Here is a 24933-nt window from a genome sequence, read left to right on the forward strand (position 1 = left end):
CGGCCATCGAATAGGTAAGGGTATCAGCATGGCGCGTCAGGTATTTTGTCGAAAATATAAGCAAGACATGGAAGGGCTGGACCTACCACCCTATCCTGGCGCCAAAGGCCAAGATTTGTATAACAACATCTCTAAACAGGCCTGGCAGGAATGGCTAAAACACCAAACCATGCTCATTAATGAAAAGCACCTGAGCCTGATGGACTTAACGGCGCGCGCCTACTTGACCGAACAGATGGATAAGTTTCTATCTGGTGCAGACTACGATGCCGCCGAGGGCTATGTGCCCCCGGACAACAAATAGAGTAGCGAGCCCTAACGCTAGCCAGCTTTGCTGAACTTCTCGGCAAAGCTAGCACGCAAGCGCAAGTACTCTGGCGTTAACCCCACGTCCTCAAACATCGGATCACCCATCTCATCGTGCCCCACCACCTTCGGCCCTTCGATATAAGGCATGGTCGACTCAATCTCTTCCAACGCCGCATGCAGCAGCTGGTTAATCAGCGTTTGCTTATCTACCGCCGGGTAGAGCGCCGCCAACGCCTCCAACCGCGCCGCATCCTTGAGCGGTAGTTTTAGGGTGTAACTCACTTCGCCATTCCAGCGCTCAGTGGTTGATGACCATTCAGTTAGCAGCTCGCGTACCTTCATAATTCGGCTCCAATTCGTTAACTCACCGGTGTCACTCTTATGAGACGTTTCAAGGCCGCAAATACCTGAATTAAAACCAAAAAAAGCCCCACCAAGGTCTTGACTCACCCCCGCCTAGCGGGTTTAATACGCGCCTCCTGCGAAAGCGGGGTTGCCCAGATAGCTCAGTCGGTAGAGCAGCGGATTGAAAATCCGCGTGTCGGTGGTTCGATTCCGCCTCTGGGCACCATATACAAAAGCCTCGTCCAACGGACGGGGCTTTTTTATATGGCGGCCAGTGGCGGTTGAGATCCACCGCTTGGTTCGACAAAATGCGAACAGCATTTTAAACAAGCGCCAGCGATTAATCGGCAGGACAGCCGATTAACAAAACGCAGTTTCCCGCAGGGCTAACGCCAGGGAGGGCGTTAGTACACCCCCGAAGGGGTCAAAACAGCCCCTAGGCTGCTTTGATTCTTCCGCCACTTCATGCATCAACCATTACTCTAAATATTTCCGCACCCTCAGACGGGGCTTTTTTAAAGATCAAAGGGTCAGACTCCCTGATCCTCTCGCAAAGCAAGTGACTTCCTATCACCGCCCCAACCACAAGATTCAACTCTTCTATTGGCGTGAACCGCAATCTGACTTTTGAATTTATCGCTGCCTAACACCCAGGATTTATTGGCGCACTCACGTATAGCATCAAGCAATTCAGTGTGGATCGTATCGCTAAATAAAGATCGATAGCGCAAAACCCTTTGTGCGTCTGTTCGGCCTAATGCTCGATAACAGGAGTGTTGGGTTAATAATTGAATGGACTTACCCATGCCATTGGCCCTAAAGCTAGACCACGGATAATCCCCCGGTGCTTCAACCATGCCAGCCCGAACCGGGTTTAACTCAATATATCGACTGACAGTGAGAAAATATAACTCCGAATCAACCAAGGTAGACTTATACTGACCCTCCCACAAAGTGCCTGAACGCTGGTAGGAAATATTGATATAGCGAACATACTTTCTCCCCAACGACTGCATCATTTTACTGCACCCATCCGCCGTAGTAGGCGTCACCAACAAGTGCACATGATTAGTCATAAGTACGAAAGCATGAACGGCAACGTTAAATTGTTTGGCGGATTGCTGTAACTGTTGAAGATAAAAAGCGTAATCCCGCTCATCAAAAAAACAAGCGTCGCGATTATTACCGCGCTGAATAATATGGTGGGAACAACCCAGAACATAAAGCCGAGGTAATCGAGCCATGCTTCCGTCCTTGGTGGCATTGGTGATTTATAGATTGATGCCTAGCGCTGCGTGACGCTGAGATCAAGCAGGATTAAAAGTAGAGCAAGACGGATCTAGTGTAAAGAGCAAAGCGGATCAAGGAGTCTGAAAATCATATAGCCAGCCTCCGATAGCTCTCCCCAAAATCGGAGGAGTACACTAGGTGTCGACCAAAACCCTCAGCAACTAACGGAGGCTGTCATGACACTTTACTGTGCTATTGATCTGCATTCAAACAACAATGTCCCCGTCGTGATTGATGATTGCGATAAGGTATTGTTCCAAAAACGTCTACCCAATAATTTGGAGGCTATTCAGGCTGCTCTTGAACCGTTTAAGCCTGATCTCCAGGCCGTAGCCGTCGAGTCCACATTTAACTGGTATTGGTTGGTTGATGGGCTAAACATGGACGGTTATAAAACGTTGCTTGTAAATACCACAGCTGTTCAGCAATACAGCGGAATTAAACATACCAATGATTTTACCGACGCGCTCTGGCTTGCACATTTAATGCGATTGGGAATTTTACCAACCGGTTATATATACCCGCCAAAAGAACGTGCTGTTCGAGATTTGTTAAGAAAACGGTTGCAGCTGGTGCAACAGCGTGTACGCAACATGCTCAGCGCACAAAATCAGGTTTGGCGCTCAACGGGATTAAACGTTACCTCTAAACCTATTAAGGCTGCAGACTTTTCTATCCTTAATCGTCTGAGTGATCGCCACGCGCAAATGGCTGTAAGAAGCAATTTGAACGTTATTGCCGTACTAAATGATGAGATTGACAAGATTGAAAAGTGTGTATTTAAGCAATCCAGTCTGAAGCCTGATTTTCGGAAGCTGCTCACCATAAATGGTGTAGGAAATATATTGGCCCAGACGATTATGCTTGAAACAGGCGATATTAGTCGGTTCGAAAGAGTGGGCAATTTCGCATCCTATGCTCGCTGTGTGGATAGCTCCCGCACAAGTAATAACAAGAAAAAAGGCGTTAACAATAAGAAGAACGGGAATAAATATTTGGCGTGGGCTTTTGTTGAAGCGGCTCATTCTATTATTCGCTACAACAAAACAGCGCATCGTTTTTATCAACGAAAACGCAGTCAATGCAACGGTGCATTGGCCACAAAAGCGCTCGCTCACAAATTGGCTAGAGCTGCTTACTTCGTGATGCGTGATAGAGTTGATTTTGAACTAGATAAGTTATTTTCAACCTAGTATTGAATGGTAGCGATAACCAGCAAGGGGTCTGAAGGAAATCATCGAGTCTAAATGGCTCGCTACCATTCACTCTATTTACCAAAGGTTTTACAGGTGCGCCTCCGTCGCAAGCCAAAAAGGGGCTGGTAATCAACCCACTTACTCTGTGATGAATACATCAATTGGATACGACTGAGAACCAATGATCTTCTGGGTCTTTACAAGACAAGGGCAAGCAAGAAATCCATCAATCTTGTTGCTTGCCTAAATCCCGATGGGTGACTGGTGCGGACCGTTTTCCGCAACCATAAGTTGAACGGTATTGGGTGCAGTGCCAGAGACCTTGGTGTTTTTAGTTGCGCTTGCGCGCAACGGGATTACTTTTGCCTGTTGACACCTACTGGCTAATGGGTGACACCTACTGGCTAATGGGTGACCCCTTGATCCGTTGATTGATTTGTTAGGCATTTGTGGTGAATTCATTTTTAGTGCCTGACTGTAACAGTAGATATATAAGATAACTAGACAAGACCAAGAAAACCAGTGACACCCAACGACCAAAACCCACACCTTTAACACTAGAACTAAATATGGGAGCTATGATTGTGCCCCACACCGAAATTAGATTTCCTATAGCGATTAAGGTAAATAATATTAACGCAGCCCACCATGACCATTTTTTCCGTTTTATGAAACTGGCACCGGTTTGGTACCACAAGCCAGCTAGAAATATATAAATGACGGAGACTTCAATACTACCCGGCATCGCGAATATGCCTGCAATAGACATAAGTGCAAAGCCAAAACAAATATATGCAATAAGATTCTTGCTCATATTTCTTTATGATGCCTAACGCCCGTCACAACGGCGAGCAACGATTAGTTGCGAGTCCAGCCGCGTAGCGGCATGTTGGTGGCGCTTGTTAGCGCAACTCATTTAACACTTCTTTAATTTGTAAAATTTGGCTTGGCGAGAATACCAGTTCACTGAACTCTATATTCTTTTCGCGCCCCTTTATTCGAAAGGTTTTTGGCCAAACACCATTTCCCTCATAGTCTTGGAAATCAGAAACCATTACAAAACCGGATTTTGTCAGACCTCTAAATACTATTGAACCATTTTCAATTGAAAGCGAATATTCGTCTATTTTTGATTTTCCGCTATTGAAAGCAGCAAGCCAAAGTGTAACCCCAATAGGTAAGACCAATAATCCCGCCAAATAGAACCCAGCAAAATCCTTTGGCAGATCTCTTCCGAGAAAAGCCAACGCAACAAGCATAATCAACATCAATAAGACAGAGGGGACGGATTCCGACAAGCGAAATATCAGACCCTGGATACGTGTCTGTACAACCTTCATCCTTTCTCACCTAAGACGCTAACGCCAAGCACAGCGGCGGCGAAACCGCGCAGCGGTTTTGACGTCCAGCCCCGAAGGGGCGTGCTGGTGCGCCTTGTTACATGCGGGCCAGAGGGATCGCACACTTTTCATCATATTCCATAGCTATTTCTGAGTAGTAAAAAAACAAACTCTTTAATTGCGGTGATATAGGCAAAATGTATGTAGCCTGCCTATTTGGTAATAGGTTGATCTCAACACAATCTGCGGTGGACCCCGTACACAAAAAACCTATAAGAGGGTTATCCCTGGATTCTCCTTCCTCGTATTCCCATTCCCAGCTGAGAGAGACTTCTGCTTCTTTTGGATTCGCTATTGCCTCAGCGATTGGACACACCAAGACTTGACCAGCCTTTGTGGTAGATGTCGCCAGCAATAAGAACGTTAGTATCGTCATTTCGATGCATCATGGCATGTAACGCCCGCAGCACCGGGCAATTTGAAGCGCAGCGGAAAATTGCTCCGCGTGGCTGCGCTTGTTACATGCCGACATTCTCTAACCCTGTAATTTGGTTGTGACGATTTACAGTAACTATATGAATGCCAGACTGCTGCATCAGTGGCCTTTTTCTCCACTGAATAGCAAGATTAATAAATTTTTCGGATTCCGGAACTGCTACAGCAAGGATATCATCGTCATTGGCATGCTCGACTGTCATTAGCTGGCCAATAGCCTCTCTAATTAGGGGGTATTCTTGTGAGCCGGGCTTGGTTATCAATGGCCCTTTCTTGGACTCAACTCGAAGGGTGTAGCCATTGTTAAGTTTTGAAACAAGATCACCTTCGCCGGCGGAAGAGTGGACTATTATTTTTTGTTCATAGTCTTCGTTTTTATAACCACACTGCCACCTTCCTTCGTCACTTGGTCTGCACCAGCCCTTCGAAGACAGAAACTCCAAAATCGGAAATATAACTTTTGATCTTACTTGTACCTGTGCCCCGTCGATGGCACAAACTACATCTTCATTCGTATGCGCATTCTCGATAATAAACATGGCAAGTCTTAGAGTGACTTCTGCTTCCGGCATTCTGTCATCAGGTAGCACAATTTCTCCTAGGCATGTAACGCCGGTGGCAAGGGCGAGCGTTAGCGAATCCAGCAGCGATAGCTGCGACTTGACCACCCTTGTTAAGATTGCGATCTGCCGCGCCACCTACAAAGTACATTGTTGAGCGCCAGCGAAACCACAGCCAATTAATTTTACCCGTAAGAATGCCACACTTGATGGCGTTACGGAACTAGCTAGCGATACTGGAAAGGTTACTTACTTGGAGCGGCACCTTCCTTGATACCGATAGACTTGCTTACTGCACTCTCTTTCTGAGTGGCACAAAACTTAACGAAAATTCGCAGAGCACATTAACGCCGGTGGCAAGGGCGAGGCGCGATTAGCGCCGAGTCCAGCAGCGATAGCTGCGAGCTTGGCCACCCTTGTTAAAGTTGCGATCTGCCGCGCCACCTACAAAGTAAGTTGTGGAGCGCAAGCGAAACCGTAACCACTAATTTTACCCGCAAGAATGCCACACTTGAAGGCGTTACGGAACTAGCTAGCGATACTGGAAAGGTGACTTACTTGGGGCGGCACTTTCCTTGATACCGATAGACTTGAATACAGCACTTAATTTTTTAAACGGTACGAACTCGACAACAAAATCGCAGAGCACATTAACGCCGGTGGCAAGGGCGAGGCGCGATTAGCGCCGAGTCCAGCAGCGATAGCTGCGACTTGACCACCCTTGTTAAGGTTGCGATCTGCCGCGCCATCTACAAAGTAAGTTGTTGAGCGTCAGCGAAACCACAGCCAATTAATTTTACCCGCAAGAATGCCATACTTGAAGGCACAGCGGAATACATTTGGGTAGCGGGAAGGACTGCGATGTTGACGCGGCACATTCCCTGATACCGATTTCTAAAATCTTGTGCGGTTCACCTTACGTGAACCAAAACTTTCTTTTAAAGCAGAGCACATTAACGCCGGTGGCAAGGGCGAGCGTTAGCGAGTCCAGCAGCGATAGCTGCGAGCTTGGCCGCCCTTGTTAAAGTTGCGATCTGCCGCGCCAACAACAGGGTACGTTGTGAAGCGCAAGCGAAACCGTAACCACTAATTTTACCCGCAAGAATGCCACACTTGATGACCTTACGGAACTCTCTAGCGGTAGGGAAATATGACTTACTAGAAGCGGCACTTTCCTTGATACCGATAGACTTGCTTACCGCACTCTCTTTTTGAGTGGCACAATACTTAACGAAAATTCGCAGAGCACATTAACGCCTTGCACAGCGGCGCGAGGTACGAGCGTCCGGCGCCGAAGGCGCGTACTGCTGCAACTTGTTAAACATTACTTACTCCGATTTAAGCCACGTATATAATGGAACAGGCTTTGAATCGGGTAACCGAATATACCAGTCCCCACCCATGATTGTCGTACCAAGATGATAGATAAGCTCATCGTGGTTATACGAATTAAAAGACATTATTCGCACTTCTGTCCGTGCTTTTGCTGCCCACTTTTCAGCATCCATTTTCGAGGTGAAAAACTTCCACGCCCTTAGCTTACCTATTTCTCCTCCGCTTGAAGCAATGCGATCTAAAAGAGCATTTCCAAAGCTTCGGTTTTCATCGGCCTTTGTAACGATCTCAGTACTTTTAGCTTGGATGTCATCAACTTGCGAAGATAGCTGGCCAATAACTCTATTAGTATTTTCTAGGACAACAGAAATATTGGCATTGGCCGTAGCCAAAGAAATCCTCAGCTCTTCCTTTGTCTCAAACAGGACTTCATAGAATTTATAACCACCAAATATAAGAACGATAAGGAAGAGCCACTTATAGATTTGATTTAGCACTGAACTCTCCTTGTATGTTTAACGCCCGCAGCACACGCGAGCGTAGCGAGTCGAGGCCGATAGGCCGTTGTGCCTGCGTTTGTTAAGTGATTTTTTACAGCTCAACACTAACCCAAAACACCTTATCTTGTTTATTGATAGAAATTTCATTTTTATCTTGATCGTTTAGATTTACCAACAGCTCTTCAACGCCATTAGACTTAGACTGAATAGAGAATTTATTGCAACTTAGATTAAATTCAAACAGTGGAAACGACGGCACCATGTCTTTATTGCTTGCAGTCAATATCAATGAATTTAGCGCTGGTGAAACCTCTATATAATAGAGTAAGTCACTCGATATAAACTCTAGCGAATATATTGAGCCGCTCTCATGAAGCGCTTGACCAAAGAATTCTTCTAAAATCTCGACATTCATCAGCATTCACTTAACGCCGGTGGCAAGGGCGAGCGTTAGCGAGTCCAGCAGCGATAGCTGCGACTTGGCCACCCTTGTTAAAGTTGCGATCTGCCGCGCCACCTACAGAGTAAGTTGTGAAGCGCCAGCGGAACTGCAACTGCTTATCTTACCCGCAAGAATGCCATAATTGATGACCTTACGGAACTCTCTAGCGGTGGGAAAATATGACTTACTAGAAGCGGCACTTTCCTTGATACCGATAGACTTGCTTACTGCACTCTCTTTCTGAGCGGCACAATACTTAACGAAAATTCGCAGAGCACATTAACGCCTTTAGCAGCGGCGAGTGAAACGAGTCCAGCCCATGCGTTTTTTTGCATGGGCGATGCTGGCTAAACTTGTTAAATGCATTTATTCCAAGCCTAACTCAGTATATATTTTTTATCTTCTTCAGGGTAATCAGTTTTATACTCACCCCACTCCATGTATTCGTAATATTTAGACATTGCTTCAAAATTTGATGATGCCTCACAAGTCCAAACAATTTTGGCGTTCGGGCCTAGAAGCTTCCTAGCGCTAGCACCATGCTCACCAGACAGACAAAACGTCTGTTCATCTTCGTTTTCTATCCAAAGTTCGTGCTTCATAATTTTTGACATTTAACGCCCGTAGCAGGCGCATTTATGTAGGTGAATTTTGTGTGGCAGCGTAGCGGCCGCCGCACAAAAAGCGCCGGAATAAATGTCGCACTGCCTACGTTTGTTATAAGCCCTGTACTTTATGGCAAATCTTTAAAGTTTGTTTGCTATCTTTAGTAACAACCAGCCAGTCAAATTGAACTTCACTATGGGAAGCGGTATTGCCATAAAGACCATTACTTGCAGTCACATGCTCACCAAAGAATTCATCCGGTTTCGCACTTTTAACACCGTCGATGATGCTTTGTGCAAAATCCAAAAGCTCTTGCTCAGTCCCGATAATAAAGGCCTCGTTCCATCCGGTTTGAGCGGTGATTGCTACACCTTTATATTCATCATCTTCCACTTGGGTTACTCTCAATCTCGTGCCAGCTTATAACGCCCAGCACACGGGCGGCTGAAATGTAGCGCAGCGGAATGTAAGCCGTCCGGCCCGGCGTTTTCTGCCGGGCGCATGTGGTGCTGCTTGTTATAGGCCTTTACTTGATAGTACATACATGCCGACAAAGGGGACCAAATATATTACCAACCACAAGATATAGACTGTAGGCCAATAGTATTGATATCTGACTCGAAAAAACAGTGTACTCGCCCCTGCAACACATGAACTTAGAAAGAATGGCACCAATAGTATTAAGGCATTCCACGCCAATGTTTGGAAACAGCCTACAGGCGGCTCTCCTAAAGACGGACAGATAAACTCTAAAATATAGTTCGCAACAACGCTAAGAGACAAAAGACTTAAGTAAACGGAAGCGAATTTCATGAAGATCTCTATACAGCCCTATAACGCCGGTGGCAAGGGCAAGCGTTAGCGAGTCCAGCAGCGATAGCTGCGACTTGGCCACCCTTGTTATGTTTTTGAATTTTCATGATCTATTTTCTTACGTTTACTGGCCCAAATTCGCACTATTTGCATAATAGACATGGTGATGGGAATTAGACAAATACCGGCTCCAAACATCATACAAACAAACATTACTCCTAAATCTATTTTGTGTGCATGCCATGCAAGTAGAGAGAAGATCATAAAAATGAAGAGCTCAGTAACCAGAGCTTCAATGTCACTGCCAGCCTCAGCATCAACAGTTTTGGCCCAATAATGATGCATCTTTATCTTCAAGGTTCAACTCCGTCTGAAAACATAACGCCGGTAGCAAAGGCGAGCGATAGCGAGTCCAGGCCGCGCTTTTTGCGGCCGATTTTGCCTACCCTTGTTAAGCATTGAATCTTTCTACGATAGATTTACACTCATACAAAGAGACTTCCTTTGCCCACTTAATAGATTGCTGAATTTCTAGCTCATGTCGATCAAGAGCTTCTTTAGACCAATACTGCCTTTGCGCGCCTATTGGTAAATGATCGATTTCTGATGAAACTCCTGTGAATGCCAGAAAGTCCTTATCATCTTCAGGGAGGCCAACTTCAAACCTTAGCGAAGATATCTCAATGGCCCCCTCTAAATAATGAATAGAGCCATCAAGCATTCCGCTCGCAACGCTGGCGGCACGCTTACGTTGTTTCTCGATGTATTCTTCGTGGCTCATTTTCATAGGGTGCTTAACGCCGGTGGCAAGGGCGAGGCGCGATTAGCGCCGAGTCCAGCAGCGATAGCTGCGAGCTTGGCCGCCCTTGTTAAAGTTGCGATCTGCCGCGCCAACAACAGGGTACGTTGTGGAGCGCAAGCGAAACCGCAACCACTAATTTTACCCGCAAGAATGCCACACTTGATGGCCTTACGGAACTAGCTAGCGATACTGGAAAGGTCACTTACTTGGAGCGGCACTTTCCTTGATACCGACAGACTTGAATACAGCACTTACTTTTTAAACGGTACGAACTCGACAACAAAATCGCAGAGCACATTAACGCCGTGGTTTGGGGCGGCGCAGCGACAGCGTAGCCGTCCCGCACCGCGTTTTTTGCGGTGCTTACAACACCACCTTGTTATTTGCCGCCGGTTTGCATTTGCTACAACGTACTTAGCGGAGCAACGCGAAGCCAGAGGCCATTAATTTGGGTAAGAATACCTTACTTGAAACCTTTTGGAACCGACTTAGGGCAACCCACGATGTAGGCATGCAGCGCGATTTACACGGCAAACCTACTATTAGCACAGGGAAAGAAACTGCGGACTTTGATGCAGCACATTCCTTGATGCTGGCATGCCTGCTTACTGGCACACTTTGGAATAACGCGAAAAACCCAAAACAAACTCTAAAAAGGTAAGGCGAAATAACGTCGCAATTTGCGGCCGTAGTGTAGGCACGAAGTGCCGGAACGGAGGTCCAGAGAGCGTAGCGAACGAGGCAAGATTGCTTTGTTATAACGATGCTCACTCACGGCAATATCTCCACGGATTTTGGGTTTAAGGCCATTGATAACTCGCGAAAAACCCTATCTTCTATTTGAGAAATACCACCCTCGACTAGCTCTTTTGGCTCTACGACTACTTTTGGCTTAGGCTTAAAAATACCTTTAATAGACAGCTTCTTTTCTGCCTCCGATACGCAAGCCCAAGCAGCATCAAAATTACCCACTAACAACCTTTGTGTAGAAAACGGTTCATCTGAGACTATTGAAACCTCTTCATCGCCGTGTGATACCACAATTCTATTTTTGAATATTTGTAATTTCACTTCCATTCTGAAATTTTCTATCTCGTTATAACGCCCGGTTTAGGCGCGGCTGGAGCGAAGCGTAAGCCGTCGCAGCCGCGCATTTTGCGGCGAACCTAAAACCGCTTGTTATTTGCCGCCGGTTTGCATTTGCTACAACGTACTTAGCGGAGCAACGCGAAGCCAGAGGCCATTTATTTGGGTAAGAATACCTTACTTGAAACCTTTTGGAACCTACTTAGGGCACACCACGATATAGGCATGCAACACGCTTTGCGCAGCTAACTTACTATTGGCACCAGGAGCAGAACTGCGATGTTGAAGCAGCACATTCCTTGATGCTGGCATGCCGACTTGGTGGTACACATTTGAATTCAATACCCTAACTCATTGACGGTAGAAAAAGGGTAAGGCTCAATAACGCCCGCAACAAACGCGAGCGTAGCGAGTCGAGGCCGATAGGCCGGTTTGATTGCGTTTGTATGGTTGAAATAACATGATTTCCCTTCCTGTTATTAAAGCGATAAGGTGAGGCTCATGTCTGCAGCAACAGACATTCAGCAAAGCATTCCGGTGGTTGCAAGGCGCCGATACTATCGAGCCCGTTAACAAGCAAGGGAGCTTTGCTGATCCTACTTTTAACTCGAACAGTCGAATGAGCCTCGAGCTCGAATGTAGCAAGGGTGAGTCATGAAAACAACTACCAAAGCTGGCATTAATCATCAGAGAAATATCGGTATAGATGTAGGTAAAACGTTCTTGGATATATACATCCTAGAGCTCGATAGGTATTGGCAAATCTACAATTCACTAGATGACATTAAGGAGCTCCGAAAGACGCTCAAGCGCTTTAATCTGACTCGTATCGTCGTCGAGGCTACGGGTGGCTATGAACGAACACTCGTCGAAGTGCTGGCGGAAGCCGAGCTCCCAGTTGTTGTGGTGCAGCCAATCAATGTTCGCCAATTTGCAAAAGCACAAGGCGTCCTAGCAAAAACGGACCGAATCGATTCAAGAGTGATTGCACAATTCGGGGCAGTAATGAAACCAGAAATTAGGCCCATAAGCAGCAAAAAGATAAGGCATATCAGAGATTTACTAGCGCGGAAAAGGCAGTTAATGGAAGCTAGAACTCAAGAGCTAAATCGTGAACAAAAGGCACAGAATGTTCTGCAGCGCTCCCACAACAGGATGATCAAGTTTATCGAAAAGGAGCTCAATTGGGTCAACACAAAGCTCAACAAAGAGGTTGCATTGGTTACCGAGTGGCAGAAAACTTATGACCTCCTTTTAAGCGTGCCAGGCATAGGCCCTGGTGTTGCTTATACGCTTCTGGGAGAGCTTCCGGAGCTTGGCCAACTAACCAGTCGACAGGTAGGTGCGCTGTGCGGCTTGGCGCCCTACAACCGAGACAGCGGCTCGATGCGGGGCAAGCGACGAATAAAAGGCGGTAGGGCACCTATACGGACGATGCTGTACATGGCAATGATGAGCGCTATTCAGTGCAACCCGATAATGAAGCGATTCTTCAACCGATTAGTTGCGGAAGGCAAACATAAAAAGGTCGCACTTACAGCGTGCATGAGAAAAATGATGACAATTTTGAACGCCATGGTGCGTGATAAAAGGTCATGGCAAGCGGCATAAGATGAAAAAAATACGTTGCTGAAGGCTTGACTTAGAACCACAGTCGCTTGTTATGCATTTTTCGATGACCACCAAAGCAAGTAGGTAGCGAAGAAATTAACTAGAGCTCCGATAGGCCCAACATAGATCATAGCCTTTACCGCATATTCCATGAATTTTGACCGCTTAAAAAGCCATATAATGGAAGCGATCACAGCACATATTGCTATGGGCAATAGTATGAGTTTCGCTATTTGATATGCGATACCAAAATCCATTTCCCAGCTGCTTAAGCCCATTGAAATTATAACTAGCAGAACATAGCTACTTATATAGAGGGCATATGCCAACGCAGCATACCGCTTATAGTTCATGTGCAGATTTCTCATTGATTGCATAACGCCCGCAGCACACGCGAGCGTAGCGAGTCGAGGCCGATAGGCTGATCTTGCCCCGATAAAATGGACACCTCATTTTTCTACGCTGCCATTTGTTCAAATTCGATCGGTGAGCAGTACCCAATACCTGAGTGCAGTCTCACCATGTTGTAAAACTGGTTTATATACCTTGCAAGTGATCTACGCAATCCATCCATTCCATCGAATACAGACTTTCGGATTAATTCACCCTTGAGCGTGTGATAAAACGATTCCATATACGCGTTATCTGTACAATGCCCAGGCCGGTTTACGCTATGCTTGATTCCTGCCTCCGCCAGCGCATCTTGGAACTTATAGCCTGTAAACTCGACGCCGCGATCAGTGTGCAGTATCAGGCCATCGGTATTGCGATTCTTGCGAAGTGCATTTCTCAATGCTGACACTGACAACTCAACAGACCGAGTCCTGCTTAGCGTCCAGCCAAGTATCCTGCGAGAGTGTCGGTCCATTACCGTTGCCAAATAGGTCCACTGACCTTGCAGCTTGATATAGGTAACGTCTGCCACCCAAACTTGATCGCAGCCTGTAGTTTCACCGAAGCTGAGCAATCTATTTTCTCCGCTGGTAAAAAATTTCTTCAAACCCGGTGCTCTGCGCGTCACGCGAGTGACCCTACCCTGAAGTCCAGCCTCGCGCATTAACCTAGCGATCCGCTTACGGGACACCCGATAGCCCTGTTTTATAAGCGTTTTAAATACACGGGGGCTGCCATATCGCCCTTCGCTCTTGTCAAACACCAAGGTGATTTTTTCCAACAGCACACGGTCAGTACGCTCTCGCTGGGAAGGCTGTCTATCCCGCCAGGCATAGTAGCCACTCCGAGACACACCCAGCCAACGGCACAAAACAGCTATTCCGAAGGCTTTTCTGTATCTGTGGACGAATCCAAATCTTTCTGATGCACTTCCGCCAGATACAGTTGCCACTTTTTTAGCAGGTCGTTCTCCTGCTGCAGCCGCTTATTCTCTTTCTTCAACCCAGCGAGTTCAGACACCTGCTTTGAAGTCTTGATCTTTTTCTTTTTGGTCAAACCGATTCGCTTCTTACCGTCCCCTTGGAGAAGGCCGTCTCTGTACTCCTTTCTCCAACGGGATAACATGAATGGGTGAATTCCCAGGCCTTCTGCAACCTGCTTTATCTGTATATCGGGCTGGTAGCTCATCTTAACAGCCCGTATTTTGAATTCAGTTGAATATTGCCACGTCTTCCGTGGATTTTTGTATTTTGGCACAAACACCTCCAGATAAGTTATCTAGAGGTGTCCACTAAAGCGGGGGAAGTTCAGGCCGGTGTGGCTGCGTTTGTTATATTTTTTAATATATTTCACTTTGAAAGCTCAGCCGTTCTGGCTCTTTGACTTTATAGCCTCCACTTTTTCTTTGATCTTTCTTTCGTTCTTTTCTGCTAGCTTTGATCGTATTTCCGCCAGCCTATCTTCCCGGTCACGATTTTTCTTGACGCCCTGCATAATAATCACAATAAGTGGGACGCCAAATACAAGAATGGCCACCATCCAAAGCATTAAACTCTCCTAAAAATATAACGCCGGTGGCAAGGGCGGCCGCAGCAACGCGGAGGCCGTCCAGCAGCGACAGCTGCGACTTGGCCACCCTTGTTAAGGTTGCGATCTGCCGCGCCACCTACAAAGTACGTTGTTGAGCGCCAGCGAAACCACAGCCAATTAATTTTAGCCGCAAGAATGCCATACTTGATGACCTTACGGAACTCTCTAGCGGTGGGAAAATATTACTTACTAGAAGCGGCACTTTCCTTGATACCGATAGACTTGCTTACTGCATTCTTCTGAGTGGCACGAAACTTAACGAAAATTCGCAGAGCACATTAACGCCGCAATATGGGGCGGCTGGAACGTAGCACAGCGAAGTGTAAGCCGTCCCAGCCCGCGCTTTTAGCGGGCGAAATGATTGCCTTGTTAGCTTTTGTCACAACCTACCTGCTGCGCTATTTGCCCTGATATAGAAAAATGAACTTCGATATCTGTAGGCACTATGTTGGATAGTTCATATAACCCACCCAATAACCAAGGCTTAGACAAACTGTATATTTGCCCGCAAGAGAGTGTTTTACCTGATTGTATTAGATCGCCAACCATTTGAACCGCAAAATGCTCTACTACAAAATCTTTAGTGGATAGTAAACGACTAAACTCTTCAGGTGACTCTGCCACTTTGGTGAATTCGCCACCACCAGTATCGAGCCACCAGACTTGATTGTTGCTCACGTTTTGAACAAATGCATCGCCAGAAGCAGAAACTAAAATTGGTAAGTACTCTCCGCCCAATAGCCATTCCCATTCGGATAGCAAAGCGTTTCGATCAAGATGCGAGAAGTTTACGGTTAAGTCATTTAATGTCATCCCAACTTCCTAGAAAGCTAACGCCCGCAGCAAAGGCGCGCGTTAGCGCGTCCAGTGGAGCGAAGCGTAACGATTTTGCCTGCGATTGTTATGTGTATTTTGCTACTCAAAGTAAGGCTCACCATCTTCAAAAAACAACTCATATTTTTTAGAGATACGTTTCAGTATGCTCTCAACGTTAGAAGCTAGTTGTAATGCCTGCAAAGTATCTACACCATAAGTCTCATGATTGTAATACTCAGTTCCAATCCCCTTAATCCTGATCGAGCAACCTGCGGTACCAAGTGAAAATTTGAAATCAACCATACCTTCTTGAAGTAGATACGGCTCGTATATTTCCACAACAAGCTGCCCTGTGGTGCCGGTGTCGATATCTCTATAGTTTAGTCGCCTACTTGCGATGGTATTAGAGTTCATGATTTACACATAACGCCGGTGGCAAGGGCGGCCGCAGCAACGCGGAGGCCGTCCAGCAGCGATAGCTGCGACTTGGCCGCCCTTGTTAAAGTTGCGATCTGCCGCGCCAACAACAGGGTACGTTGTGGAGCGCAAGCGAAACCGTAACCACTAATTTTACCCGCAAGAATGCCATACGTGATGACTCTACGGAACTATAATTTTACGGGGGGAGAAACTGCGATATTGACACGGCATACTCCCTGATACCGACTTTTAACTCTTGCGCGATTCCGCTCACTGGAACCAGAACTCTCTTTTAAAGCAGAGCACATTAACGCCCGCCACAATGGCGAGCAACGACTAGTTGCGAGTCCAGCCGCGCAGCGGCGTATTGGTGGCGTTTGTTATGGCTTGTACTACCAAGCGACATCATAGAACCCCATAACCTTTTGTGTTTGTTCGTTTACTACAACGATCCAGTCACCGTGAAGTAGAGAATGGCCTTCTACGGTTTGTGCACAAGCTAAGTACACGCGGCATTCACCTTTCACGACTTCAAATACTTTAGATGATGCTGGAACATTCGTTTCGCAGAACTTTGCATGGTCAGGATATCTCTCAATGAGTTGTGCAGTGACATTAGACCAAGCTGATTTTTGTTGCTGAGCTGTGAAATTACAGCTCCTTTCCGCAGATGGCAGCACGCTTTCTTGAGCCGAGCATGATGCAAGAAATATACTTAGTATTAAAACTATTCTCATATTACGCGTGACCATAACGCCCGGTTCACCAGCGCCCAAGCCGGAGAGGCTTTTGTGGTAAAGTGTAGCGCAGCGAAACCCACAAAAGCAGCGTAGGTTTGGGCGTCTGCGTGGAACCGATTGTTATGTCATTGTTCGTCGGCACATTGTAGTAGTGATCTCCTACCAACCATCATTGAAGCCAAATAGTTACTTAAGTTAGGCGGCTCCAAAAAAGAGTTGTTGATGTGCTGTAATATTGAATAATACAAGTATCCCAGATTATTTCCTTCCAGCGATCCGTTCCCATCAATTGGATTGAAAGGAGAAAAATACCAGCTGCAATTATCATCATCTATTTCAGAAGGGTAACGCTCATTGGCAAAACCGTTCTCATCTAGCTTTCCGTAAAGCACAACGCCGGAATTCAAAATAACACTTGTGTTAGGGAGATATTCTATTTTGGTGTTTTTAAGCAGAGATTTAATATCATCAAATTTAAAATCACCCGCATCAACGAACAACATAAATGAAAATATATTATTAAGGGTTTTATTACCTTTTCCAAGATATACATCCCTCATCAATGTTGAACCGTCAAACTTACCTTTATAAGATGTGTTTGGTATTTTTTCGTGAAACATCTCATCGTTGATTTTTGATAATACGTTAGAAAAGTACTCAATATAATTGGAATTCTTGTAATAAGTAGATTTGATTTCACCACAAGAATACACTGAGTCAATCGGCACATACTCTGTGCCATCCTTCGTCGTCATTAGTGATGGTAGGTTCGACGTATCTGCAATAATAATATCTAGCTGCGGACTAACCACGCCATTTTGATCAATTAGATGGCCATGCGTAACATATAGATTTTTGGGGAGCATCCTTCTAAATATTTCACGAACATGTTCCTCGATTTCATTTCCAGCCGCTTTGATATCGCCAGTCCCATGAATTCGAATCGCGTCTTCCCTTGCTTTCACGAGGTCGTCAGCTTCACTTTTAAAAATACCCGAGATATCTAATTTACGCACAAACTCTCCAATTGAAAGACATAACGCCGTGGTTTGGGGCGACTGGAGCATAGCGTAAGCCGTCCCGCACCGCGTTTTTTGCGGTGCTTACAACACCACCTTGTTATTTGCCGCCGGTTTGCATTTGCTACAACGCGCTTAGCGGAGCACCCGCGAAGCCAGAGGCCATTAGTTTGCGTAAGATTACCTTACTTGATGCCTTTTGGAACCCACTTAGGGCAAACCACAATGCAGGCATGCAACACGCCTTGCGCGGCGAACCAACTATTAGCACAGGGAAATAAACTGCGATATTGAAGCAGCACATTCCTTGATGCTGGCATGCCGACTTACTGGCACACTTTTGAATAACTTACCGAACTCAAAACAAACATAAAAAAGGTAAGGCAAAATAACGCCGCTATAAAAGGCGCGCGTTAGCGCGTCCAGTGGAGGCCGCTTTTCGGCCGGAACGATTTTTGATAGCTTTGTTAAATGCTCTTTTGCAATATGAAATCTGCATGCTCTTTACGCCCGTTACACACGGAACTTGGATGCCCTATACACCCTGACACCTCTTCCTCTTCTGGACCGTAACCAGTATGAGTAGCCACCACTACAAAGTTACCGCTCATAGCATCACACGGACCGGGGCAGACAAATACGAACCAATCAAAATCTTTTTTAGGTGGAATTTCATAGTAGCCTTCGTAATTCGTAGTTACCTTTCGCGAAGAATCACCTTTTATATAAACCTCTGCTCCCTGTATCGGGAACCCCGTTACCCCGTCAGTTACACGGCCGGACACTTGTGGCGAAGTCCAGTTGTTGTGGGGATATGGCAAAATACAACCAGACAGAATTGCCGAAAGAAATATGACGATAGCTTGTTTCATAGTGTGCATTTAACGCCGGTGGCAAGGGCGAGCGTAGCGAGTCCAGCAGCGATAGCTGCGTCCTTGGCCACCCTTGTTAAAGATGCGATTCACCGTACCAACTACAACGTAAGTTGTGGAGCGACAGCGGAACCTACACCAACTAATTTTACCCGTAAGAATGCCATACGAGACAAACCTTCGAAACTTAAATTTTACGACGGGAGAAACTGCGATTTTGACGCGGCACACTCCCTGATACCGATTACTACATTTTTGCTCAGTGGTTGATAATTCACACCGAGCTAATCTTTTTTGCAGAGCACATTAACGCCGGTGGCAAGGGCGGCCGCAGCAACGCGGAGGCCGTCCAGCAGCGATAGCTGCGACTTGGCCACCCTTGTTAAAGTTGCGATCTGCCGTGCCACCTACAAAGTACGTTGTTGAGCGCCAGCGAAACCACAACCAATTAATTTTACCCGCAAGAATGCCACACTTGAAGGCACTGCGGAATACATTTGGGTAGCGGGAAGGACTGCGATGTTGACGCGGCACATTCCCTGATACCGATTTCTAAAATCTTATGCGATTCACTTTACGTGAACCAAAACTTCCCTAAAAGGCAGAGCACATTAACGCCGGTGGCAAGGGCGAGGCGCGATTAGCGCCGAGTCCAGCAGCGATAGCTGCGCTCTTGGCCACCCTTGTTAATGTAGTGAACTGCCGCACGACCTACAAAGCACGATGTGCAGCGTAGCGGAACCACAGCCCAGTAAATTTACCCGCAAGAATGCCACACTTGATGACCTTACGGAACTATCTAGCGATACTGGAAAGGTGACTTACTTGGAGCGGCACTTTTCTTGATTCCGATAGACTTGAATACAGCACTTACTTTTTAAACGGTACGAACTCGACAACAAAATCGCAGAGCACATTAACGCCCGCAACAAACGCGAGCGGAGCGAGTCGAGGGCGATAGCCCGTTTTGGTTGCGATTGTTATATGCTTTCATGATTTTTTAGCCAAAGAAGCTAGCAAGCAAAATGCAGTTGTGCCTATGGCTATGTACAAGTCACCAATTAAAGTGTCACCAGTAGGCGCAACTTCAAATAATGATGCTGTGGCCACTCTTCCCAAGGTTACGCCACCGAGACTTATTAGGAAAAAGACTAACCAAAACTGAATTGGATGGCTTTTCGATAACATTGCTATTTGCTGCTTCCAGCTAGCCTTCTCCAATCATCTCTCCTCGGGCATATAACGCCCCGCACAGGGGCAGACAAATAAGCGTAGCGTTTTGGCTGTCCCAGCGACCAACGGGAGCGATTGATGCGGCTTGTTATGCATTTATTGATCGCCTCTATCTCTGCAATTATTTAACAAGCCGCCAACAACAAATATTGCCACCGAGAATAGCAAAATACCCCATAGCAATGGAGACTGAAACATAAACCCAACAAACTCTACGGTAAAGTATGCAGCAACTGACTTGCCCGCTATTAAATCCATTACTACGTTTAGTGGAATAACCATTATGAAAATCAAGAAAAAGAACTTTAGGCCAAGCCCCGCACTGAAAGCCATACCGTCTATAATTGACTCTTTCTTCCTGACTTTCGTCATTCTCTATCCAATTGCATAACGCCGCGGTAAGCTGCGGCTATGTAGTTGATTGTGTTGTGGCAGCGTAGCGACCGCCACATAAACAAGCGACGGAATAGCCGTCAGCTTGACCGCTTTGTTAGGGCGCTCTTGATTAAAGCCCACCAATACTTGGGCTTTGAACCTATACATACCTGATATGAATATAAACGATCTCGTATTAAACAGGCACCATCTAGAATTGGCATAAATGGGACATTTAACCTTTTAACCGGGTCCCATTGGTGTGTGTATTCGGTATTGCAACTAGGACACTTTGGATTTGCCCCTGGAACAAACTGACCACCGCAAGGGCAACCAGGAAGTGTAATAGCAATGCGATTAAGCAGCTCCTGATTTATTTCGTTTTCATACAGCAAAGCGTGATCTTGCTCGCGATGAATTACATTTGAGCATGTATTACAGAAAAAATGCGGACAACTATCACTCATACCGCTCGATTGCCACGCAGGCGTTTCCTTACCACAACTTGGGTTTGGACATTTCATTTTTCCAACCCAAGGAGCATTCGCGCTGTAATGTACGATCTTCATAGAGCCCTAACGCCGGTGGCAAGGGCGAGGCGCGATTAGCGCCGAGTCCAGCAGCGATAGCTGCGAGCTTGGCCACCCTTGTTAAAGTTGCGATCTGCCGCGCCACCTACAAAGTAAGTTGTGAAGGGCCAGCGAAACCGTAACCGCTAATTTTACCCGCAAGAATGCCACACTTGACGACCTTACGGAACTAGCTAGCGATACTGGAAAGGTGACTTACTTGGAGCGGCACTTTCCTTGATACCGATAGACTTGAATACAGCACTTACTTTTTAAACGGTACGAACTCGACAACAAAATCGCAGAGCACATTAACGCCGGTGGCAAGGGCGAGGCGCGATTAGCGCCGAGTCCAGCAGCGATAGCTGCGCTCTTGGCCACCCTTGTTAATGTAGTGAACTGCCGCACGACCTACAAAGCACGATGTGCAGCGTAGCGGAACCACAGCCCAGTAAATTTACCCGCAAGAATGCCACACTTGATGACCTTACGGAACTATCTAGCGATACTGGAAAGGTGACTTACTTGGAGCGGCACTTTTCTTGATTCCGATAGACTTGAATACAGCACTTACTTTTTAAACGGTACGAACTCGACAACAAAATCGCAGAGCACATTAACGCCGTGGTTTGGGGCGACTGGAGCATAGCGTAAGCCGTCCCGCACCGCGTTTTTTGCGGTGCTTACAACACCACCTTGTTATTTGCCGCCGGTTTGCATTTGCTACAACGCGCTTAGCGGAGCACCCGCGAAGCCAGAGGCCATTAGTTTGCGTAAGATTACCTTACTTGATGCCTTTTGGAACCCACTTAGGGCAAACCACAATGCAGGCATGCAACACGCCTTGCGCGGCGAACCAACTATTAGCACAGGGAAATAAACTGCGATATTGAAGCAGCACATTCCTTGATGCTGGCATGCCGACTTACTGGCACACTTTTGAATAACTTACCGAACTCAAAACAAACATAAAAAAGGTAAGGCAAAATAACGCCGTGCTAAGACGCGCGCGCTTTTTGCGCGTCGGCTCTTGAGCACCTTGTTAGCCATTAACAACCCTTAATAGTACAAATTTTTTGTACCACTCGGTGCTTTCGAATATATTACCAGTACACTCATCTAATTTATCAATTAGAACGGAGATCTCCACGCCAGCGGTAATGGCTTGAATAGCGCCCTGCGGATATAGCTCCTCTGAACACTGGGTCATCGATTTAGCAAATTCCACCTTGCACTCTTCTATTTCACTGTCCTTTTTTGCTCTTTTAAATATAGGACCTTCTTTACTTCCGCAAAACTGCTCTGCTGCACTTTTTGAAATTGAATCCGTGATGTCATCAGCAGAAACAACACCTGAAAATAGCGCGAATGAAAGAACTAACGGATACTTATACATTACTTTACTTCTCGTTTATTTATTTGCTAACGCCCGCATAAGGCGCCCATTACACGCTTGCTAGTCTTTTGAGGCACTGTGCCGACCCAGCAAGCGTGTAATGGGTCGGCTTTAATGCGTTTGTTAAGGCAGCAGCAATAGAGTGCTACCTTCCATTATCTTAATTTTGTGTGTATCTCTTTCAACATCGTCTGACTGGTTCAAACGAAGACAAACATCTGTTATGAAATTGACGCGTCGAATGAGATATTGCCCTGGGAGGCCGCTGGTCTGTATGCTGACTTCTCCACACTCTTGGCGCTTGTTGAAAATGTTCCCTTCTTTGTGGTCAAACCAGTCCCAGCTAAATCCACCATCTATATGGATTGCTTGGAGTGCGAATCCAGTAATGTCTTCGTCTGTGATTTGTACTGCGCCGATGCTAAAACCATCCTCTAGTTCTAAGTAGTAGATAGTCTGCTTTGGAGCTCTTTTCTCATACTTAAGATCACTAAGGCCATAGGCTTTTGACCCCTTTTTTATAAGTTCTTTATTCCCGTCAGCGTCTACATTGTAGATTTCGTAGGCAATCTGCTCAGATATGCAAGACGTGGACGTAAGAAGTAGAATTAGAAAGAGGATGTGTCGCATAAATTCCTTTGCCTTAACGCCGTGGTTTGGGGCGACTGGAGCATAGCGTAAGCCGTCCCGCACCGCGTTTTTTGCGGTGCTTACAACACCACCTTGTTATTTGCCGCCGGTTTGCATTTGCTACAACGCGCTTAGCGGAGCACCTGCGAAGCCAGAGGCCATTAGTTTGCGTAAGATTACCTTACTTGATGCCTTTTGGAACCCACTTAGGGCAAACCACAATGCAGGCATGCAACACGCCTTGCGCGGCGAACCAACTATTAGCACAGGGAAATAAACTGCGATATTGAAGCAGCACATTCCTTGATGCTGGCATGCCGACTTACTGGCACACTTTTGAATAACTTACCGAACCCAAAACAAACATAAAAAAGGTAAGGCAAAATAACGCCTGCATTTGGGGCGGCGAAGCAAACGCGTAGCCGTCCCGCCGCGATTAGCGGCGAACAAGATGCACTTGTTATGAGCATGTTGTCTGCTGCCGAAGAAAATAATCATGTTGCTCTGCATATGACAATTCATAAAACATCTTGAGGTATTCTTTGGCTCGTGCCGGTTCAACATTCTTAAACTCAAAAAACTTTGTGAAGCTAAATATACCAAGTAGTTTTTTCTGTGGCGGCATGCATATTTCCACGCGAAATTTTTTGCATTCACTCTCTAACATAAAGCCAATATGGTAGTTTCCAATACGAAATGTTAAATCAGGCCAACATGGAGGTGGACGATTACCATCTAGCTCTTCAAAACGTTCAAGCTCTCTTTTCCATGGTGCATTTTCAAACTCCACAATGGCTTGATCAATATTGCAGCTACCAAGTTCAATATTTGAGCAATCCGCACAGATAAAGCCTGCCGCATCTGATGTCTTCATATTACTCATAACGCCGTGGTTTGGGGCGGCTGGAGCGTAGCGTAAGCCGTCCCGCACCGCGTTTTTTGCGGTGCTTACAACACCACCTTGTTATTTGCCGCCGGTTTGCATTTGCTACAACGTACTTAGCGGAGCAACGCGAAGCCAGTGGCCGAATATTTGGGTAAGAATACCTTACTTGAAACGTTTTGGAACCCACTTAGGGCACACCACGATTTAGGCATGCAACACGCCTTGGCGGTGAACCAACTATTAGCACGGGGAAAGAAACTGCGGACTTTGATGCAGCACATTCCTTGATGCTGGCATGCCGACTTACTGGCAAACTTTTGAATTACAAACTAAAACCGAAACAAACTTAAAAAGGGTAAGGCTCAATAACGCCGAGTTAAGGGGCCAAGCGCGCTGTTTGCTTGGTCCCAGTGTGTGCGTGCTTTTTGCACACACGGCTTGAACGACTTGTTATGTGTTTTACGTTTCACTGAACACCTTAAACTGCTCACCTTCATAGATGCCTTTAATAATTAAATATGCGCAGTGTGCATACAATGTATAATTCGGAGTATCATTTTCCACGTATTCTATTTCTTTAATAGAAAAATTCGTACTAAATTTAGTATTGGCTTTTGACACACCTTCAATAACGCCTTGCTTCATGTTTTCTAAATTATGAGAGCCGTGATTACATGTTCCAACCGCACCTAAACCAACCATGTCAATTTTTGTTTCATTACCTTCATCTAGTAATAAGCCCAATAGAACATGTGAAGGCCCCGATATATATGTGACTCTATAATGGTCACCTGATCTTGTAAATTGTGGCATATTAATTATTTACACATAACGCCCGCAACAGCCGGGAGCGAAGGGAGTCGGATGCTTGCGTTTGTTAAGCATTTTTTGCCTTATTGTTAATAATAACACCCACCGCCACGATGCGTGAGCCTTCACGTATGCCAAATTGCTGATTCTTTGAAAACTTACCGCCGGAATACATAAGCAAGTTATCTGATACAACTATCTTGCAAAGCCCACTTTCTCCAGGGTTTATCTGACCACCCTCAAAAACATAGCGAGCATCCCAATCAGTACTGCTGACACCATTTATGTGCCAGAAAAATTGGCCACGATAGCCGTCACTGATTGCACTCTGACGACCGCCAAACTCAGCTTCTATAACGTACACCTTAGCCTTAAGATGGTAATCAGATAATTCTTCGAATTTATCCATGATGCTTAACGCCGCCATAAGCGGCGCGAGCATGCGAGCGTCCGG

At 46.1% G+C, this 24933-nt stretch carries 26 protein-coding genes and 1 tRNA gene; 4 read left to right on the plus strand and 23 right to left on the minus strand.

Features of this window, described 5'->3' with window-relative positions:
- Positions 1-28 precede the first annotated feature (28 nt).
- Complete coding sequence (locus ACGHTT_RS18855) at positions 29-304, plus strand: oxidative damage protection protein (RefSeq protein WP_390592553.1); 276 nt, start codon at positions 29-31, stop codon at positions 302-304.
- Positions 305-321: 17 nt separating this feature from the next.
- On the opposite strand, the gene ACGHTT_RS18860 is transcribed toward ACGHTT_RS18855, so the two are convergent.
- On the minus strand, positions 322-651 hold the full coding sequence (locus ACGHTT_RS18860) for a type 1 pili tip component (protein WP_290259894.1): 330 nt from the start codon (positions 649-651) through the stop codon (positions 322-324).
- 153 nt (positions 652-804) lie between these two features.
- On the opposite strand from ACGHTT_RS18860, the gene ACGHTT_RS18865 reads away from it, so the two are divergent.
- Positions 805-880: transfer RNA gene (locus ACGHTT_RS18865), tRNA-Phe, on the plus strand.
- A 304-nt stretch (positions 881-1184) separates the two neighbouring features.
- On the opposite strand, the gene ACGHTT_RS18870 is transcribed toward ACGHTT_RS18865, so the two are convergent.
- Positions 1185-1898 (minus strand): transposase, encoded by a 714-nt coding sequence (locus tag ACGHTT_RS18870; protein ID WP_390592554.1) that lies wholly within the window; start codon positions 1896-1898, stop codon positions 1185-1187.
- Between the two features lie 222 nt (positions 1899-2120).
- On the opposite strand from ACGHTT_RS18870, the gene ACGHTT_RS18875 reads away from it, so the two are divergent.
- Positions 2121-3137 (plus strand): IS110 family transposase, encoded by a 1017-nt coding sequence (locus ACGHTT_RS18875; RefSeq protein ID WP_390592555.1) that lies wholly within the window; start codon positions 2121-2123, stop codon positions 3135-3137.
- 905 nt (positions 3138-4042) lie between these two features.
- Here the strand turns inward: ACGHTT_RS18875 and ACGHTT_RS18880 are convergent.
- From ACGHTT_RS18880 to ACGHTT_RS18920, 9 genes are all read right to left on the minus strand, one after another.
- Entirely contained in the window at positions 4043-4480 is a 438-nt protein-coding gene (locus ACGHTT_RS18880) for a hypothetical protein (RefSeq protein ID WP_390592556.1), read from the minus strand.
- Between the two features lie 518 nt (positions 4481-4998).
- Positions 4999-5565, minus strand: a complete 567-nt coding sequence (locus ACGHTT_RS18885; RefSeq protein ID WP_390592557.1) for a hypothetical protein — start codon at positions 5563-5565, stop codon at positions 4999-5001.
- 1298 nt (positions 5566-6863) lie between these two features.
- A complete protein-coding gene (locus ACGHTT_RS18890; protein WP_390592558.1) occupies positions 6864-7367 on the minus strand; it encodes a hypothetical protein in 504 nt (167 codons plus the stop codon).
- Between the two features lie 94 nt (positions 7368-7461).
- Positions 7462-7785, minus strand: a complete 324-nt coding sequence (locus ACGHTT_RS18895) for a hypothetical protein (RefSeq protein WP_390592559.1) — start codon at positions 7783-7785, stop codon at positions 7462-7464.
- Positions 7786-8189: 404 nt separating this feature from the next.
- Positions 8190-8426 carry a hypothetical protein gene (locus ACGHTT_RS18900; RefSeq protein ID WP_390592560.1) on the minus strand — a complete coding sequence of 79 codons (237 nt, stop codon included), beginning with the start codon at positions 8424-8426 and terminating at the stop codon, positions 8190-8192.
- A gap of 103 nt (positions 8427-8529) precedes the next feature.
- Positions 8530-8811 (minus strand): hypothetical protein, encoded by a 282-nt coding sequence (locus ACGHTT_RS18905; RefSeq protein WP_390592561.1) that lies wholly within the window; start codon positions 8809-8811, stop codon positions 8530-8532.
- A 507-nt stretch (positions 8812-9318) separates the two neighbouring features.
- Positions 9319-9588 (minus strand): hypothetical protein, encoded by a 270-nt coding sequence (locus ACGHTT_RS18910; protein WP_390592562.1) that lies wholly within the window; start codon positions 9586-9588, stop codon positions 9319-9321.
- 94 nt (positions 9589-9682) lie between these two features.
- Positions 9683-10018: a DUF2489 domain-containing protein gene (locus ACGHTT_RS18915; RefSeq protein WP_390592470.1), complete on the minus strand. Its 336-nt coding sequence runs from the start codon at positions 10016-10018 to the stop codon at positions 9683-9685.
- Positions 10019-10804: 786 nt separating this feature from the next.
- A complete protein-coding gene (locus ACGHTT_RS18920) occupies positions 10805-11110 on the minus strand; it encodes a hypothetical protein (protein WP_390592563.1) in 306 nt (101 codons plus the stop codon).
- 663 nt (positions 11111-11773) lie between these two features.
- On the opposite strand from ACGHTT_RS18920, the gene ACGHTT_RS18925 reads away from it, so the two are divergent.
- A complete protein-coding gene (locus tag ACGHTT_RS18925; RefSeq protein WP_390591471.1) occupies positions 11774-12730 on the plus strand; it encodes an IS110 family transposase in 957 nt (318 codons plus the stop codon).
- 457 nt (positions 12731-13187) lie between these two features.
- On the opposite strand, the gene ACGHTT_RS18930 is transcribed toward ACGHTT_RS18925, so the two are convergent.
- From ACGHTT_RS18930 to ACGHTT_RS18985, 12 genes are all read right to left on the minus strand, one after another.
- A protein-coding gene (locus ACGHTT_RS18930) for an IS3 family transposase (protein WP_390591995.1) occupies positions 13188-14380 on the minus strand; the annotation gives its coding sequence in 2 pieces (ribosomal slippage) (positions 13188-14083 and positions 14083-14380; 1194 coding nt in all).
- Positions 14381-14485: 105 nt separating this feature from the next.
- Entirely contained in the window at positions 14486-14671 is a 186-nt protein-coding gene (locus ACGHTT_RS18935; protein ID WP_390592564.1) for a hypothetical protein, read from the minus strand.
- A gap of 411 nt (positions 14672-15082) precedes the next feature.
- Positions 15083-15526, minus strand: a complete 444-nt coding sequence (locus ACGHTT_RS18940; protein ID WP_390592565.1) for a T6SS immunity protein Tdi1 domain-containing protein — start codon at positions 15524-15526, stop codon at positions 15083-15085.
- A gap of 102 nt (positions 15527-15628) precedes the next feature.
- Entirely contained in the window at positions 15629-15943 is a 315-nt protein-coding gene (locus tag ACGHTT_RS18945; protein WP_390592566.1) for a hypothetical protein, read from the minus strand.
- Between the two features lie 871 nt (positions 15944-16814).
- Positions 16815-17705, minus strand: a complete 891-nt coding sequence (locus tag ACGHTT_RS18950; protein ID WP_390592568.1) for a DUF6602 domain-containing protein — start codon at positions 17703-17705, stop codon at positions 16815-16817.
- Between the two features lie 470 nt (positions 17706-18175).
- On the minus strand, positions 18176-18580 hold the full coding sequence (locus ACGHTT_RS18955) for a hypothetical protein (protein WP_390592463.1): 405 nt from the start codon (positions 18578-18580) through the stop codon (positions 18176-18178).
- Between the two features lie 1329 nt (positions 18581-19909).
- The gene (locus ACGHTT_RS18960; RefSeq protein WP_390592569.1) at positions 19910-20185 is read right to left on the minus strand and encodes a hypothetical protein; all 276 of its coding nucleotides are present in this window, start codon (positions 20183-20185) and stop codon (positions 19910-19912) included.
- A 1614-nt stretch (positions 20186-21799) separates the two neighbouring features.
- Positions 21800-22153: a hypothetical protein gene (locus ACGHTT_RS18965; protein WP_390592571.1), complete on the minus strand. Its 354-nt coding sequence runs from the start codon at positions 22151-22153 to the stop codon at positions 21800-21802.
- A 123-nt stretch (positions 22154-22276) separates the two neighbouring features.
- Positions 22277-22783: a hypothetical protein gene (locus ACGHTT_RS18970; protein ID WP_390592572.1), complete on the minus strand. Its 507-nt coding sequence runs from the start codon at positions 22781-22783 to the stop codon at positions 22277-22279.
- 460 nt (positions 22784-23243) lie between these two features.
- Positions 23244-23657, minus strand: a complete 414-nt coding sequence (locus tag ACGHTT_RS18975) for a hypothetical protein (protein WP_390592573.1) — start codon at positions 23655-23657, stop codon at positions 23244-23246.
- Positions 23658-24128: 471 nt separating this feature from the next.
- Positions 24129-24482: a hypothetical protein gene (locus tag ACGHTT_RS18980; RefSeq protein WP_390592574.1), complete on the minus strand. Its 354-nt coding sequence runs from the start codon at positions 24480-24482 to the stop codon at positions 24129-24131.
- A gap of 64 nt (positions 24483-24546) precedes the next feature.
- Entirely contained in the window at positions 24547-24888 is a 342-nt protein-coding gene (locus tag ACGHTT_RS18985) for a hypothetical protein (RefSeq protein WP_390592575.1), read from the minus strand.
- Positions 24889-24933 lie beyond the last annotated feature (45 nt).

This window comes from Simiduia litorea, from assembly GCF_042853465.1.
Taxonomy (GTDB): Bacteria; Pseudomonadota; Gammaproteobacteria; order Pseudomonadales; family Cellvibrionaceae; genus Simiduia; species Simiduia litorea.